This is a genomic window from Pseudomonas sp. UBA6276 (assembly GCF_002438365.1).
GTDB classification, from domain to species: domain Bacteria; phylum Pseudomonadota; class Gammaproteobacteria; order Pseudomonadales; family Pseudomonadaceae; genus Aquipseudomonas; species Aquipseudomonas coleopterorum.
On the sequence record NZ_DJUS01000001.1, the window covers coordinates 32,310 to 46,171 of the forward strand.

Below are 13,862 nucleotides of genomic sequence, written 5' to 3' on the forward strand. Positions count from 1 at the left end.
CCGATTGAGAATAATAGGCAAAGGAAGGTGCATCGGTGAAAGAAGATCATGTGAGGCGTGAGAATGTTCAAAGCTATATAAATAGCTTTAGGAAGTTCTTATCTGCTTATACACGTCCTGGGCTTGGAGTAAAGTGCCTTATTCGCCCCGCTCGCGATGGTGGAGCTGTAATTGTATTTGAGCTTGGTGAGCATGAAGGGAATCGCGATACCTACAAAATGGCAGTAACAAGTGTTAATAAGGCGCTGTCCAAAGTTAAGCAGAATGCATTTGGTGGAAATCTTGATGGTTTCAACTTCAAGGGGACGAACATTATCATGGAGGAAAATGGGTTAGTCATAATAAAAGACGGAAATCCTAGAGAATGGACTGAGGAAGCGGCTAAAGCTGACGTAGAAAAAATCGTTCCTCGCCAGTTCAGGGGTTAAGTAATGAAGCTAGGGCAAGCAGAGGGGACTGCTGAAGAGATCAAAGGGTTCTTAGAGAACCATGGTATGGACCCGAAAGATTTTTTTGAGCGGCCAGCGAAGCCGATGAGCAATGCTTGGTATATTCTTCCTTCGCTGGTTGTGGTGTTTACAATGGCAGCGCTCGCGTTCTGCACATGGATTTCCCCAGCTGGGAAGAACTTCCTTTTCCTAATTGGGGTAATGGGGTTTCTGTGGTGCGGAATTCTTACTCATAGTCAGCACAAAAGCTTGTGGTTGGCAGGAGGGGTTGTGATTGTTGGTGTACTTCTCATGCTCACCTCAATGGGTGCAATGGCGCCAACCCAGATGCTTGATTGGGCAGGAAAGGCGGTTGAGGCAAGTGCCAAAAAAGATAAGTAGCGAGCTAATGGGAGCTAAAACTGGGCTCCTGGTTTTGTAGGTTGCCCGCTTTAGCCTAAAAAGCGAGCTCTGTTTGTGTGTCACTCTGCCAAAGCGGCGCGCTGTTGTAAGCCTCGATCCGGTCGGCGATTACGCAGGCACGCTGGCCGGCAGTGGACGGTGTGTACATGCCGAAGCGGCTAATACTGCCGCCGTTCACTGCTGCGTTAGTGGAGTCGGCCGATGCGAATGGCAGGTGCTGGAAGATAGCCGGATCGAGCATGCGCAGGCCGTGCAGTCGGCATGCAGGCCGGCCTTGGTCGTCACAGATGGCCGCCATAGCCGCTGCCATCCGTTTCCACCATCCTGCTGTACCCGGCGAGCGCCACTGGCCGGAACTTCCGAATGCGACCATCGGCCACTCGCTGGCGAGCCGTTGCAAGCGCTCGAGCGATTCGTGCAGATGCCACACTGGCACGCCGCGCAGCGCCTTGGGCCATGCTTCGAGCAACGCATCGTTCGCCACCTCATCCCCGTCGATCACATCAGGGATCAACGCCCAGTCGAAGCCTGGGTGGCGGTGCCAGTCCTCAACCCAGCGGGTATAGCCGTCGACGTCGAGCGTCCCGCCCTTGTTCCAGATGCTGAAGGCACCGTTGTCGAACACGAACGATTGGCACACCTCAGCGACTATCCCCACGTCGTCTTGCCGCGGGAAGGGCACCAGTGCGTGACGACCAGCAAGGAACCTGGCCCCATCCTGCCGGGTGCCCCCGATCGGGGTACCGTGGTAGTGGATCATCCGCTCAGCCTCACCGTTTCGATCTCGATGCCTTGGTGCACAGCCTTGATGGTTTGGTCACCACCCAGCCGCTCCGCCAGGTCATCAGCGATGCGCTCGTGGTAGCCGGATTTGATCAGCGCCGTAGCGGTCCGGATGTGCTCGACCATCATCACAGCCAAAGAGCGAATTTCCAGCCTGTAGATGATCGTGTCTCCGTTCGAAGGGCAGGTGGCTGTGAACGTGTGCCGATAGATGTTCATGGATACTCCAGACAGCCGCCCGCCATACGCAGGTGGCATAGTTCGTTGCAATGGGGTATTAAGAGCTTTGCTCGGATACGGAGAAGAAAAATATGGCTATCGATTTATTGAGCTTCAGCTATCAACTGCGGCAGCCTTCCTACTACGGCAAAGATGGTCAGCTCCTCGGGACAACTGACGAAACAGGCGCGGTTCGTAACGACCAAGGAGCCGTTAAGTACTACATTCGAGATTTGCAGTTGCTTTCTGCCTCAGGATTGACGGCAGGTTACTTGGTTCAAAATGGCGATGACTGGGAAGTCTTTGAAGAGGAAGACCCAAACAAGCGAGATTCAGAAGGCCCAAAAAAGCTTTATGTCTTGCGTCGATCCTAGCGCTTCACTTTTTCGGTGACTGCCGAGGCGTTCAGCGTGATAGGTGAAGGGAGGGGTGTTAGCCTGCTGCGCGCTTCAGCTGATCAGTCAGCTGGGTAGGAAGCCCGCGGATGGTCAGCGATCCACCTTCTTGGTCGAATTCAATTTTCGAGCCCAGCAAGTGAGCTTCGAAGCTGATCGACAGCCCTTCGGCGCGGCCGGTGAAACGCCGAAACTGGTTGAGCGTGCGCTTGTCGGCGGGGATCTCAGCAGACAGCCCGTAGTCCTTGTTGCGGATGTGGTCGGCGAAAGCCGTGGGGCGGTCCTCGTCGATCAGCCCGGACAGCTCGTCCAGGCTGACCGACTCGCCCAACTTTGTCTGGGCAGCGGCGTAGTCGACCAGAGTCATGGTCTTTTCCCGCGCCGACTCTTCCGGCACCTCCTCGGCCGAGATGAAGTCGCTGAACGCCTTGAGCAGGGTACGCGTCTCGCCTGGGCCGTCGATACTTTCTTGGCAGCCGATGAAGTCGCGGAAGTAGCCGAAGACTTTCTTGCCTCCGTTGCCCTTGATGAACGAGATGTACTGCCGGGACTTGGCGTTGCTCTGCCATTCGCTCAGGTTGATCCGAGCGGCCAGGGTGACGGTCCCAGCGTCTAGGCTACGGGTGCTGATTATGCGCAGCTGATCATCCACGGAGACGGTTTCGACCTGCTGCAGCACCGCGATGGTCAGGTAGTCGGTGATGCCCTGCTGGTACTGAGCGAACAGCACATGGCCGCCAGTAGTGAGATTCGACTCTTCGAGCAGTTCGCAAAGGTGCTCAGTCGCCTCGCGGGAGAAGTCGACGAAGGTTTGGCGGCCAGCCAGGCACTGGGCCAACATGCCGCAGAGTGGATACGCACCAGATTCTGGATGGAAGAGGCCCCATCCCTTTCCCTGCTTGGCATTGTAGGAGTTGTTGAAATCCTGCAGCAGCGTCTCGCAGGTCTGCGACTCTGGCAGCACCTGGTCAGCCAGGTGAAGGATCGCCGGGCTACCGTCCGGCTTTTTGTCGATCTGGTGGATGATCATGTGGCGGATAGGCATCGGTGTATCTCCATTGCAGGCGCCGCCCTCCGTATCCGGAAGGAGGCAGACTGGTTAAAATGAGTGTTTTGGTCTGGATGGCACAGACATGGACACAAGGACGAATGAGGCAAAGCCCTTGAGCTACAAAGGGCATACAGTCAGAGCCTTCGCTCACTGGACGAGTGGATCTGGTGAATCGGATCCGCTGCGCATCATCAATGTGGTTGTTGGTATGAAGACCAAGGTCATCTATGGGCCTTGGGAATCCAACGAGGCTGCTATAGAGGCAGTGCTGAAAGCAGCCGACGAAATTCTCGACGCCTGACCTCACGCCGTGTCCAGTCTTACGATATCTTGGTGGGTGGCAAAGAAAGGTGGGTTTGGAGTACAGATGGTGACCGGCGTGCGGCCGGATCAAGGAGCTTCTATGTCAACGATGCAGGACAGGTACTACAGCCATGAGATTGAACTCGAACAAGGTGTGACCGCCTATGTTCATTGCGACTGGATTGACCACGAGCCAGGTCATGTGGCGAGTGGGGTCACAGTCGTAGTTCGACAGGGTGACATTGTGGAGGAGATAGGGAGCATCAAGGGACCTATTCGCCGTGAAGCAGCGAACGAGCAAGGCGCTAAGTTAGCCAAGGACTGGTACGCCATGAGAAAGGGCGACGCCAACCCCTAAAGTCTGGAGTAGTAACCTCATTCCCCAGATCCTGCTGAATCATCAGCATGCTCTACCGGGCGAATGCTGCGGGCGATGCCCGGGGTCTTGGTGATCAGCTTGAACTTGACCAAGGCACCCAGGCGTTCGGCGATGCAGTTCTGGCGGACGCCGGCGAGTTCGGCGAGGTCGGCCAGGGTAGGCGAGTAACCGTGCTTTGCGATGTACTGGCGGATTTGCTCGAGCGTTTCGAGCTGGGGTTTGGTGGGTTTTTTACTTGCGGGCATAGGTACCTCGTTGTTCAGCTAGCCCAGCGGGTGCGGTACTTCACGATGTCCCGTGCAGTGGAAACACCGCAGCCGTACTTGGCCGCCAGATATTCGTAACCACCAACGCCCGCTTCGTACTCGGCGCGCATGGCGGATACTTGTTCAGTGGTGAGCTTTGCCCGCTGGTGGCTGGCACCGCAGCGATGATTCGTGTGGTTTCGAGTGATCTTTTGCATGCAGTCCGCTCGCAGGTATATCCAGCCAGGCCAGACGCCGGCGCTGACTTACTCTTTTGGTGAGGCGCTTCAAGATTCGAACCCTGAGCCTTCGATCAGCGCCCTGGCGTCAGCTTTCAATTCCATCTCCTGAGCGAATTTGCTCGCTTCCTTCCAAGTGTCCCGCTCGCCAACTACCTGGCAGGTCGAGCGCTCGGTGACTTGGTAGGCGCCTGGGCCCTTGCCCACAATCTGATAGCGAAACTGCTGCACTGGTGAGCGTCTCCCGATGCGGGTGAAGAGGTCGACGGTGGCGGTGTTCATTCGAGCGCGCACGGCCTCAAGGACGGTTACGCGCTGATGCATCAAAGGGTGCATGTCTTTCTCCTTGTCAGAAGGCATTGGTCAGGACCCTGGGGCAGGGTGCTGGCTCATATCGACGGCCAAAGAAAAGCCCGGACATGCCGGGCTTTGTGCTCAAGTGGTACCACCCTACGAGAGCGGTGCGTGCTGCCCTGGGCGGGCGCTGGTTTATGGCTTCATGACTCAACCCTCCATCCGTACACCGCTGTGAATTGGCAGCGTCACCAACAGGCTATTTGGAGCTTCCTGCCGTCAGCAGAAGCGACGTCACGTGAATGGCCAACAGGATCGTTGTGGTAGCGATCCGCAAAAGACTCGACGCGAACTGAGCAATAGGAAGGGCTCGAGAGGTGTCGATCTGCCTATTGGCTACAAGGTGCGCCACTCGCTTAAATCGCATATGCGTAGCCCTCTGTCCGGCCCGTAACTCGCATCTCTGCAACTCGGCGATCCGGCGCGCGGCGGTCGCGGCGGATTGACTGATCATCGACCACCGCTTGCATCGCGATGAGAGCTGCCAGCACAAAGCACAAAGGCGAGATGATCTGACGCTTCATCGCCTCGGCCACCAGCGCGGCCCGGCGGTGCACGCCGAGTTTGAACATGGCCACGTCCAGACGCTTCTTCACCGTGCCCGGCGAGATGCCGAACACCTTGGCGATTTCCTTGGCCGTCATGCCAGCTGCGACGGACATGCAGTACTGCAGTTCTTTCGGCGCCAGGCCGCGCCCGAGGTGGCCTTTCCATTCGCCGCTGATAATGGTGTCCATGCTGATGCCTCTGATGTGGCTGGGCCCGGGCGGTGCACGCCGCGGCGATATGTTGGCTGGTAAGTGGTGTTATGAACGGATGCTGCGAATCAGCTGGCGCGCAAGTCCATGAGCATGTGCGGCATCGGCCAGCGACATCTCCGCGTACTTGTGGTCACGCCGATCCCTGAACCGCCTTGCGTCCTCAATATGGCCGTGGGCCAGATTGAAACAATGCCGAACCGCAGACCGTGGCCAAGCGTGGCTTGAACCGCGCCGCGGTTGTTTTTCCGTACGCGCGGCCACTGTGGCGTCCTCGGTAGTGCAACCGCATTAGTCAGATGCCAGGCGCGGGCGACCAAACCCACCGTGAATGGTGGCCTAGCATCTGCTGATGCGGTCGTATGGATTGGGGGTGGGTTGATGCTGAGGGCCGCGTTGCGCGGTGGAGAATCGTCCGCATCCCGCTGCGCACTTGCTGAATGCGCAGGAGGATGGTTCAAGCGACCACCTTCACTGGAGTGAAGCGTGAAGGGCTCCAGTCGCAAGACTCGTCTTCGGGGATATGGCCAAACATCATCGTGCAGCGTCGGCAGTGGACGCAGTCGCCACAGGTCTTTCCTTCCGGCAGATTCATTTTGTCCGCGTTGTCGGCAGAGCGCGGGTAGGGTTCTCGTTGTTCAGTAGTCATAACCATGTCCTCCCATTGATTTCCAAAACACCCGGTCGCCCAGGCGCTTCAGTAAATAGTTCGGTCAAGCAGCTTGATCCAGTTCCGCCTGGGCCAGTAGCTCAGCTACAGCCTCGGCCGGAGTGCAGCCATCGGCGTAGAGGTCATGCAAATCGCTTTCTTCGTGCGAACCCAGCGCGACGTGCTGGCCGAGCGCTTGGGATGCCTTATCGATCCAGCGGTAGTAGGCGCGCTCTTCGGCGGCTTCGCGGCATTCGTCAACCGCCATGGTTGCCATGTTGAACATTGCAGTGCCCTCCAGGCGGTTGATTTCCCGTCTGGCCCTGTCGCCAAGGCCAGCCAGTGAAATCCGTCTCTCTTAAAGAACTTGGTTCCAGTCGATCCCTCGCGGGGCTGGGAGGCCAATTCGCTGGCCCCGTGCTAACTGGCGGCTTCACCAGTCGTGTCCCGAGTCGCTGTGGCGTCTCGATGAGTCAACATTACTAGCGATAATAAAATGAGTCAAGACCGCAGGTAATAAAAACTTCAACAGGTAATAAAAAGCCCGCGCGAGACGGGCTTGTCTTAGGCTTCGCAATATTCACGCCAGCCTATCCGGACTTCCTCTCCATCGATCTCATCTACCCTGATGCCGGCCGTCTCTGATAGCTCTCTCAAGAGCCGGCGCCAGTCAGCAGGTGGCTCGTTGGGTAGCCTGGACACTAGAACGAACTGACGCCTCTGCACCTTGGGGTCATTGATGATGCCCTGCACTCGGTGGCCGATCTGCTCGTAGGTGCGTGGCTTGGTCTGAGCGAAGTCTGGCTGGTGAAGCATTGTGAACCTCCTTTTCTACTGCTGTATGTACATACAGTAGTGGCGCTATAGGAGATTGGCAATAGGCACGTAGGAAAGGTCTGGCTCATCAGAACTGCGTCGGTCCTGCGAATCGACCGCTGTCATAAAAAGGAGCCTCAGAGAATTAGCGTTGCTCGGAAATCCGAAAATGTCCGGCCGATCGCTTCGTAGAAAAAAGACCAGGTCGGCGCGCTGGATCTTGAAGACGACGTCGGCCTGGCCAAGCTGCCAGAGGGTCACTTGTAGGCCTAGTGGTGTGCAGAGGGGAAGGTTGGAGGTGATGCTGTCATAGCGGCGCATAGCGCTCTCCTGGATGGGCTCCAGGCGGACGTTATGTGACTGAACGAGAAGGGCAAGGGGATTTGAAATTGACTTCAAACGCTAGAAACGAAAAAGCCCGGCGCTGGATCGGGCATAGAGTCAATCATGGTCATAAAGATCGCCGAATTGCTGCTCAATCCAAAGCACATGCAGAACTCGTCCATCTCTGAATCCTATGAACGGTAGTTTCCCCTTCCAGCGGAAAACGAGAAGGTTCACGTCCTCGGTTACACAAGAAGGTATTTTTGCTTTGATTTGGGTTGCAGGCATACGCTCTGTCCCCAATCCGTGACGAGGCGCCGAATTGATTTGAGACCAAGACATGCGACTAAGCGTATAAAGCGCGTCCATGAAAAGACCGCGCTCTGACCTGTCAGTGATCGCTGAAACACAGTGACTTGCCTGCAAATGCTCAAGCGAAAAAATTGGGGGAAGCTGCTCGGGACTTCGCTCAGTCGCCACTGTCTTGGGCTTCAGAAGCCTGCTTGGCGGTGTGGGTGCAGACCTGATCCTTTTAGCCATAGATCACTCAATGTACCACTTGAGTCTCAAAGAAACGGGCCATTGAATCCTGACTTATGACCTGGTTGCTTCCTTCTCTGTAGCTTTCACGCCAAGGAGTTTCGTCGTGGGTCAGCTGACGCAGGCGCCATGCTGAATACTGGCCGTAGAACTCATAGACCTCATCCAGCAGTTCGCGCTCTTCTACTGAGAAGGTGTCGAGGTCGAATGCATCCGGATGAGGAATGTGGCCAGATCCACAAGCCTTGTATTGATGGTATAGCTCTGGGACAACAGGCCCATGCAACCATGCTTCGATCTGTTCGTTGAACAGAGGCCGCCCATTGAGCGCAAGGCTGAACCCTTGGGCGTAATACACAAGCTTCTGAAGCTTGAGGTTTGAGATCAGATCGCCAGCGTCCTCGCTGGACTGAGCAAGGAAATACTTTGCTACGTCAAAGCAGCTGTGCATAACCTCTCCTTAAATTGGCGGCTGCGCCAAATTACGTAGCCGAGAGCGTCGAACAGGCGATTATCGTCATGCCGTCACACTAGTCAACGCATTCCGCGCCACGAAACGTGAATTTACAAAACGTGGCGCGCACGAAACGACTATAGCTCAGATGGGGGCTGTTCCAGGCGGTTCAACGTTTGTTTCGGCCTATCGATTCGATTCTTTATAGCTATGGTTGAACGCGTACAGCACCAATGGCGAATTTCCTACAGGAATGCCACCAACTGCCAAAAACTCATGGCCATCCCAGCACCTGGCCCGGTGCAAGGTGATTCACGGATGCGGCCATCAGTAGCGTTTCGTCCAGGTATGTCAGAGCTTCATCAGTGCCCGCACAACCACGCCCACTATGCGGCAGCCGTCCGTGCACATCTCAGTAGGGTAGGCCGGGTTCAACGGCTTCAGGAACCGGCGACCACCATCCTCGACCAGCTTCTTGAACGTGGCTTCATTGCTATCGGCCAGCTTGGCGATCACCAGCTTGCCAGACTGCACATCGACCTCGGTGTCCACCAAGATGAACGTACCTTCCGGGACGCTTTGCCCCGTGATAGACGTCATCGAGTCGCCTTTCACCTCAAGCCAGAAAGCTGGGCCTTTTGAGTCGTACTCCGACATTTCATACCGATCGGAGAAGCCAGGAGGGAAGGGCTCAACTGCTTCGGACCACGCTCCAGCCGCAACCCAGGATATGACCGGGTACCGGAACATCATGTTTGGCTGCTCGATCATCGAGACATTGGCGTGACCGCTATAGGACATTTGCTCAATCTGCTTTGCAAGCCGCGGGCTGAACGATGAGACGGGCTCTTGAAGGTACCTAGCAAATACCGATGCAGCCTCAACGTTTAAAGCATTCCTACCCGTCAGGTAATGACTGGCAGCGCTTTGGCTATTTGCCTTGAGCCCCTCGATAGCGATCTTTTCTTGGCTAAGGCCTAGCTCCTTCTTTTTTGCCTTGTACAGGGCATTCAAGGCTGCGCATTCGCGCAATTCCTCTTCCGATAGATTTCGTTTTTTGGCTGGTTTATTCATCAGGCAACTGTATTACGTCCGGTAATTCCATTCTAAGACCGCCGATATTGACTTGTTAAAGACCGCAGGTAATACTTGGCTATGCATAACGAAGGAGACTGCATATGCGAGGCATCCCGCTAACCGAGTTCGTCGCGAGCATCGGCCAAATCAAGGCTGCGGCTGCTTTGCGTATGTCGCAGGGCGGAATCAGTAAGGCACTGAAGGCTGAGCGTGACGTTTATGTCACTCAGCTGGATGACGGCAGCTACGCGGCTCACGAGATGAAGCCATTCCCAGCCCATCAGGCCCTGAGAAAGGCGTCCTGATCGAGATTGGAATAATTATCCGGCCTCCAAGGGTTTGAAGGTAGTTACCGAGCAGGGCTGTTGATTTAACCAGTAAAAAAACGCAGACGAAAAAAAACCGCCTGGCAGGGCGGCTTCTTCAACATCAAAACGTGGGACCGATTATGCACACTCAGATCACCCCCCGCAATACCCATCATGATTCGTCATTAGCCCAGAATCACCAAACCATGACGCGTCGCGTCATGTCTTCACGCGAGATCGCTGATCTCACTGGAAAGCGCCACGACCACGTCATGCGCGACATCCGCCGCATGCTCGCCGAGCTGGAAATCACTGACCCCACAATTGGGGGCAGCTATCGAGACGACTCCGGCCGCGTTCTGCCGTGCTTCTACCTTGATCGCGATCTGACGGAGACGCTGATCACCGGCTACAACGTCAAGCTCCGTCACCGCGTCATCAAGCGCCTGCGTGAAATCGAGCAGCAATTGGCTGCGCCTTATGTCATCCCGACCAATCTTGCCGACGCCCTACGCCTGGCTGCCGACAAGGCCGACGAGAACGAGCGCTTGATTGGTGTCATCCAGTTGCAGGCGCCGAAAGTCGCAGCCCTGCAGCGGCTGGCCAAGACTGCAGGCTCCGTTTCCCTCACCGATGCCGCTAAGCACCTGGGCATGGGCCCTCTCAAGCTGATTGCCTGGTTGAACGTAAACCGCTGGATCTACCGGCGCATGCCCTCTGCCAACTGGTCCGCATATCAGCCTCGCATCACCGGCGGATTGCTGGAGCACAAGATGGTGCGCGTCAACCGCAATGAAACCGAAGAGCTGAAGATCGTCGAGCAGGTGATGGTCACCCGCCGCGGTCTCGTTGTGCTCGCTGAAAAAGTCACCGGCTTGTCGCCGGCCGGGAAGGTCTGAAATGCAGTTCACCATCACCATCAATCAGGTGAAGGCGCTCGAGTGGGGGTTGAATTCCCAGCAAGCGCTGCTGTTTGCGTTCATCTACGGATGCCCGAGCTGGACCAAGCCGATCACCACCGATGCCGGCGTGTTCTACGCGCTCAGCAAAGCCAAGATCACAGAAGAGCTGCCCCTGCTGACCGACAAGCCAGACACGGCCTACCGCATGCTGAAGGCGCTGGACGAGGCCGGTTTGATTGAGCTGTCGAGTACATCGAACATCACCCTGTTCCGCCTGACTGAAAAATCCAAGACCTGGAACCAGAAGCTGGATGGGTCGGAAAAATATCCGACCCCACCGAAGAGCGAAGGTCGGAAAAAAATCCGATCTACCTCGGATAAATCTCCGAGCAAGGTCGGAAATAAATCCGAGCAAAGGTCGGAAAAATCTCCGACAAATCAGGATACCAATCATCAGGATACCAATCAGGGTACCAGTCAGGACTTGCCGGAGGGCTCGGCGCTGCCGAACCAAACCGGCGCCCTGGTGCTGGTCAGCGGCATCGAGCCGCCTAAGGTTGCCATCCCCGACGACATGCCCGGCCCGAAGGATCAGTGCTGCAAAACCTTCAAGACATGGGCGAACTACGCCATGTCCTACCGCAAGCGGTACAAGGCCTGGCCGGTGTGGAACAGCAAGGTTGGCGGCCAGCTTGGTTTGCTGATCGGCCGCTTGGGCGTCGAGGTGGCTCACAGCGTGGCTGCGTACTACGTGAACATCAACGACGCGGTACTGCTTCGGAAGTGTCATCCACTGGGTGAGCTGCTGGCCAACGCAGAGTCCTACCACACCCAATGGGCCACCCAAAAACAAATGACCGGCGCCAGTGCTCGGCAGGCCGAGAACACGCAGGCCAACCTGTCTGCGTTGGAGCAGGCCTTGGCCGCACAGCGTGAGCGGAGGGCAGCCAATGCTCAATGATCACCAACAGGACGGCCTGCTGATTTCCCTGTTCGCCACCGCTGAGGCGATGGGTCAACAGCTCACCCAAGGCGCTGCGCTGATCATGGTCGACGACCTCGTCAGCTACACGGAACCTGTACTGGCCCAGGCGCTGAAGGCTTGCCGACGCGAAGGTGGGCGACTGACCGTAGCGTCGATCATCAAGCACGCCGACGGTGCCGATGGCCGCCCTGGAAAGGATGAGGCCTGGTCGATTGCTCTGTCGGGAAGTGACGAGGCGGAAACGGTGGTGATGACCTCTGAAATTCAGCAGGCCATGACCGCCTCCGCGCCAATCCTCGCCATGGGCGACAAGGTTGGTGCCCGGATGGCCTTCATCAGCGCCTATGAGCGCCTTGTTGCCCAGGCGCGGGCCGCTGCCACTCCTGTGCGGTGGTCCGTCTCTCTTGGCTTTGATCCAAACCGCCGCCTGCGTGCAGTCGAGACTGCGCAGCGCATGAACCTGATTACGCAGGACCAGGCGGCCGGCTATATCGCTGACTTGCGGATAGCGCCTACCACCCAGGATGGTCTGGCAGTGGCGGGACTGCTCTTCGGCGAGGTCCGACCAGCTTCGCCAGAGGTGGCGAAAAGGCTGGAGAAAGTGCGCGAGATCATCAATGCGGACAAGGCCAAGCGCCGCCGCGCCGCATTCAAGCGAGGCCAGGCCGAGCGCGTGCGCATTTACCTGCGCAAGCGCCAGGCGCGGAACGCTATTGCAGCAGCAATTTCGCGAGAAGGTGCCTGTGGTCAAGCGTAGTTGGCGGGTCGTTGTTCCAGGCTACAACCCATTCCGCATGGGTGGAGAACCCATAGATTACGCCGAGGCCCTGGCCACGGCTCGTTCGATTTGGCCTTTGGCCGAGGTGTACTGATGAATATTCGACAGACCAAATTGACCAAGGCCGCCCGCGGCCGCGATTGCCAGGTGCGCGTGCCCGGCGTGTGCAACGGCAATCCGGAGACGACCGTGCTGGCGCACTACCGCTTGGCCGGTACCAGCGGCATGGGCTGCAAGCCGAACGACTTCCAAGGCGCCTGGGCGTGCTCGGCCTGCCACGACTACGTCGACGGCCGTCGCGGTAGCCGTCGCGCTGATGATCGGCTTGTGGCTCGCCAGCTTCACGCCGAGGGCGTCATGCGTACCCAGGACATCCTGATTCGTGAAGGGAAGGTGGCCTGATGGCTATGTCCGAATCGCGAGTAGTCCAGCTTCTGGCTGGCCAATCCTCGACAGCCCGCAAGGTATTCCCGCATGTGCCAATTCAGGAAAGCTGGAGTGCCCACGATATCCAGATCGCTGCTCTTGCGGCGAATGCCACCTCTGTCGCCGTCCACGCTGTGCGCCGTGCTCTCAACGAAATGAAAGACGCCGGGATCATCCGTGAGCCCACGGGCGGCAAGTTTCAGCGCGACGCTTACTCACAAAAAACAGTCAAGGAAATCGCCATGCCCGTACCGGCCAAAGAAACCGTCGTCGCCATCAAAAAGCCGGAAGTTCAGGCTCTCGATGCGCTGGCCAGCCTGTCTGCTGAGGTCGTCGCGCTTTCGGACGATATCTCGGCGCGCATGAAGCGTTTGGCCGGGCGGATCGAAGAGGTTGCCTTGTCAGTGGAAGTCGAGCGTGAGGGCAACGCTGAGGCGCTGGGCAAGCTCAAGCAGCTCCAGTCCCTGCTTAAGAGCCTGTAAGTGGAGCGACCGCCTGTGATGAAGCCATTCGCTCCGAAAGTCACCAAGCCGCGAGCGGCGCGTGCACCGTATGTTGACCGTGAAGGCCTCGAGCAGGCTGCTCTGCTGCGCGAAGTTGCCTTACTCCACCCGGCTGTCGCGAAGCTGATCTATCACGTGCCCAACGGCGGCCATCGGCACAAGGCAGTGGCGGTCAAGCTGAAAGAGCAGGGCGTCAAGGCAGGCATTCCAGACCTCGTCTTGCCGATGGCCCGTGGTGGCTACTTCGGTCTGTACATCGAGTTCAAGGCCACGCCGCCTTTTGATGCCGCTGTATCGCCCAGCCAGGATGCCTACATCCATGCGCTGACCGAACAGGGCTATCTGGCGATCGTGTGCCGTGGGCACTTCGATGCCATGGAGCAGCTGCGGGCCTACCTGATGCTGCCACCGACGAGGGCTGCAGCATGAGCAAGACCCGCGCGGTAAAACTTTCCGATGCCGAGATCCGCCGCCAGGCCTCCGACCTCTCGGTGCGGGACTTGCGCGACCCCCGGCACCCTGG

The 13,862-nt window shown here is 57.4% G+C and carries 24 protein-coding genes; 12 read left to right on the forward strand and 12 right to left on the reverse strand.

Features of this window, described 5'->3' with window-relative positions; genetic code table 11:
* The first annotated feature begins 35 nt into the window (after positions 1-35).
* Positions 36-428: a hypothetical protein gene (locus tag B2V21_RS00190; protein WP_286915671.1), complete on the forward strand. Its 393-nt coding sequence runs from the start codon at positions 36-38 to the stop codon at positions 426-428.
* Positions 429-431: 3 nt separating this feature from the next.
* Positions 432-830, forward strand: a complete 399-nt coding sequence (locus tag B2V21_RS00195) for a hypothetical protein (RefSeq protein ID WP_286915672.1) — start codon at positions 432-434, stop codon at positions 828-830.
* A 55-nt stretch (positions 831-885) separates the two neighbouring features.
* Here the strand turns inward: B2V21_RS00195 and B2V21_RS00200 are convergent, their stop codons facing one another.
* Positions 886-1,611, reverse strand: a complete 726-nt coding sequence (locus B2V21_RS00200) for a hypothetical protein (protein ID WP_286915673.1) — start codon at positions 1,609-1,611, stop codon at positions 886-888.
* Positions 1,608-1,853: a hypothetical protein gene (locus B2V21_RS00205; protein ID WP_286915674.1), complete on the reverse strand. Its 246-nt coding sequence runs from the start codon at positions 1,851-1,853 to the stop codon at positions 1,608-1,610. The genes B2V21_RS00200 and B2V21_RS00205 overlap by 4 nt, the downstream gene beginning before the upstream one ends.
* Before the next feature lie 92 nt (positions 1,854-1,945).
* On the opposite strand from B2V21_RS00205, the gene B2V21_RS00210 reads away from it, so the two are divergent.
* Positions 1,946-2,227, forward strand: a complete 282-nt coding sequence (locus B2V21_RS00210) for a hypothetical protein (RefSeq protein ID WP_286915675.1) — start codon at positions 1,946-1,948, stop codon at positions 2,225-2,227.
* Positions 2,228-2,285: 58 nt separating this feature from the next.
* On the opposite strand, the gene yejK is transcribed toward B2V21_RS00210, so the two are convergent.
* Positions 2,286-3,293 (reverse strand): nucleoid-associated protein YejK, encoded by a 1,008-nt coding sequence (gene yejK / locus B2V21_RS00215; RefSeq protein ID WP_286915676.1) that lies wholly within the window; start codon positions 3,291-3,293, stop codon positions 2,286-2,288.
* A gap of 118 nt (positions 3,294-3,411) precedes the next feature.
* Here yejK and B2V21_RS00220 point away from each other — a divergent pair, with 118 nt between their 5' ends.
* Together B2V21_RS00220 and B2V21_RS00225 are read left to right on the forward strand one after the other, a co-directional pair.
* Positions 3,412-3,600: a hypothetical protein gene (locus B2V21_RS00220; protein ID WP_286915677.1), complete on the forward strand. Its 189-nt coding sequence runs from the start codon at positions 3,412-3,414 to the stop codon at positions 3,598-3,600.
* Between the two features lie 102 nt (positions 3,601-3,702).
* The gene (locus tag B2V21_RS00225) at positions 3,703-3,960 is read left to right on the forward strand and encodes a hypothetical protein (RefSeq protein ID WP_286915678.1); all 258 of its coding nucleotides are present in this window, start codon (positions 3,703-3,705) and stop codon (positions 3,958-3,960) included.
* Between the two features lie 17 nt (positions 3,961-3,977).
* Here the strand turns inward: B2V21_RS00225 and B2V21_RS00230 are convergent, their stop codons facing one another.
* The 9 genes from B2V21_RS00230 to B2V21_RS00270 all read right to left on the reverse strand — a co-directional run bounded on the left by B2V21_RS00230 (position 3,978) and on the right by B2V21_RS00270 (position 9,434).
* On the reverse strand, positions 3,978-4,226 hold the full coding sequence (locus B2V21_RS00230; protein WP_286915679.1) for a LexA family protein: 249 nt from the start codon (positions 4,224-4,226) through the stop codon (positions 3,978-3,980).
* A 14-nt stretch (positions 4,227-4,240) separates the two neighbouring features.
* On the reverse strand, positions 4,241-4,444 hold the full coding sequence (locus B2V21_RS00235; RefSeq protein ID WP_192057287.1) for a hypothetical protein: 204 nt from the start codon (positions 4,442-4,444) through the stop codon (positions 4,241-4,243).
* A gap of 69 nt (positions 4,445-4,513) precedes the next feature.
* A complete protein-coding gene (locus tag B2V21_RS00240; protein ID WP_286915680.1) occupies positions 4,514-4,801 on the reverse strand; it encodes a hypothetical protein in 288 nt (95 codons plus the stop codon).
* Positions 4,802-5,175: 374 nt separating this feature from the next.
* On the reverse strand, positions 5,176-5,556 hold the full coding sequence (locus tag B2V21_RS00245) for a helix-turn-helix transcriptional regulator (RefSeq protein ID WP_286915681.1): 381 nt from the start codon (positions 5,554-5,556) through the stop codon (positions 5,176-5,178).
* 734 nt (positions 5,557-6,290) lie between these two features.
* Complete coding sequence (locus tag B2V21_RS00250) at positions 6,291-6,512, reverse strand: hypothetical protein (protein ID WP_286915682.1); 222 nt, start codon at positions 6,510-6,512, stop codon at positions 6,291-6,293.
* A 278-nt stretch (positions 6,513-6,790) separates the two neighbouring features.
* Positions 6,791-7,042, reverse strand: coding sequence for a DUF1654 domain-containing protein (locus B2V21_RS00255; protein WP_286915683.1), 252 nt, complete (start codon positions 7,040-7,042; stop codon positions 6,791-6,793).
* A gap of 45 nt (positions 7,043-7,087) precedes the next feature.
* Positions 7,088-7,363: a hypothetical protein gene (locus B2V21_RS00260; protein ID WP_286915684.1), complete on the reverse strand. Its 276-nt coding sequence runs from the start codon at positions 7,361-7,363 to the stop codon at positions 7,088-7,090.
* A gap of 550 nt (positions 7,364-7,913) precedes the next feature.
* The gene (locus tag B2V21_RS00265; RefSeq protein WP_286915685.1) at positions 7,914-8,357 is read right to left on the reverse strand and encodes a Panacea domain-containing protein; all 444 of its coding nucleotides are present in this window, start codon (positions 8,355-8,357) and stop codon (positions 7,914-7,916) included.
* Between the two features lie 354 nt (positions 8,358-8,711).
* Positions 8,712-9,434 carry a LexA family transcriptional regulator gene (locus B2V21_RS00270; RefSeq protein WP_286915686.1) on the reverse strand — a complete coding sequence of 241 codons (723 nt, stop codon included), beginning with the start codon at positions 9,432-9,434 and terminating at the stop codon, positions 8,712-8,714.
* Between the two features lie 104 nt (positions 9,435-9,538).
* Between B2V21_RS00270 and B2V21_RS00275 the strand changes: the two genes are divergently transcribed.
* The 7 genes from B2V21_RS00275 to B2V21_RS00305 all read left to right on the forward strand — a co-directional run bounded on the left by B2V21_RS00275 (position 9,539) and on the right by B2V21_RS00305 (position 13,768).
* The gene (locus B2V21_RS00275) at positions 9,539-9,742 is read left to right on the forward strand and encodes a Cro/CI family transcriptional regulator (RefSeq protein WP_286915687.1); all 204 of its coding nucleotides are present in this window, start codon (positions 9,539-9,541) and stop codon (positions 9,740-9,742) included.
* 143 nt (positions 9,743-9,885) lie between these two features.
* The gene (locus tag B2V21_RS00280; protein ID WP_286915688.1) at positions 9,886-10,644 is read left to right on the forward strand and encodes a phage regulatory protein/antirepressor Ant; all 759 of its coding nucleotides are present in this window, start codon (positions 9,886-9,888) and stop codon (positions 10,642-10,644) included.
* A 1-nt stretch (position 10,645) separates the two neighbouring features.
* Positions 10,646-11,608 (forward strand): phage replication protein, encoded by a 963-nt coding sequence (locus B2V21_RS00285; protein ID WP_286915689.1) that lies wholly within the window; start codon positions 10,646-10,648, stop codon positions 11,606-11,608.
* The gene (locus B2V21_RS00290; RefSeq protein WP_286915690.1) at positions 11,598-12,389 is read left to right on the forward strand and encodes a hypothetical protein; all 792 of its coding nucleotides are present in this window, start codon (positions 11,598-11,600) and stop codon (positions 12,387-12,389) included. The genes B2V21_RS00285 and B2V21_RS00290 overlap by 11 nt, the downstream gene beginning before the upstream one ends.
* A gap of 120 nt (positions 12,390-12,509) precedes the next feature.
* On the forward strand, positions 12,510-12,812 hold the full coding sequence (locus B2V21_RS00295; RefSeq protein ID WP_185794139.1) for a DUF1364 domain-containing protein: 303 nt from the start codon (positions 12,510-12,512) through the stop codon (positions 12,810-12,812).
* Entirely contained in the window at positions 12,812-13,318 is a 507-nt protein-coding gene (locus tag B2V21_RS00300; protein ID WP_244646800.1) for a hypothetical protein, read from the forward strand. The genes B2V21_RS00295 and B2V21_RS00300 overlap by 1 nt, the downstream gene beginning before the upstream one ends.
* Positions 13,319-13,336: 18 nt before the next feature.
* The gene (locus B2V21_RS00305; RefSeq protein WP_286915691.1) at positions 13,337-13,768 is read left to right on the forward strand and encodes a VRR-NUC domain-containing protein; all 432 of its coding nucleotides are present in this window, start codon (positions 13,337-13,339) and stop codon (positions 13,766-13,768) included.
* Positions 13,769-13,862: the final 94 nt, after the last annotated feature.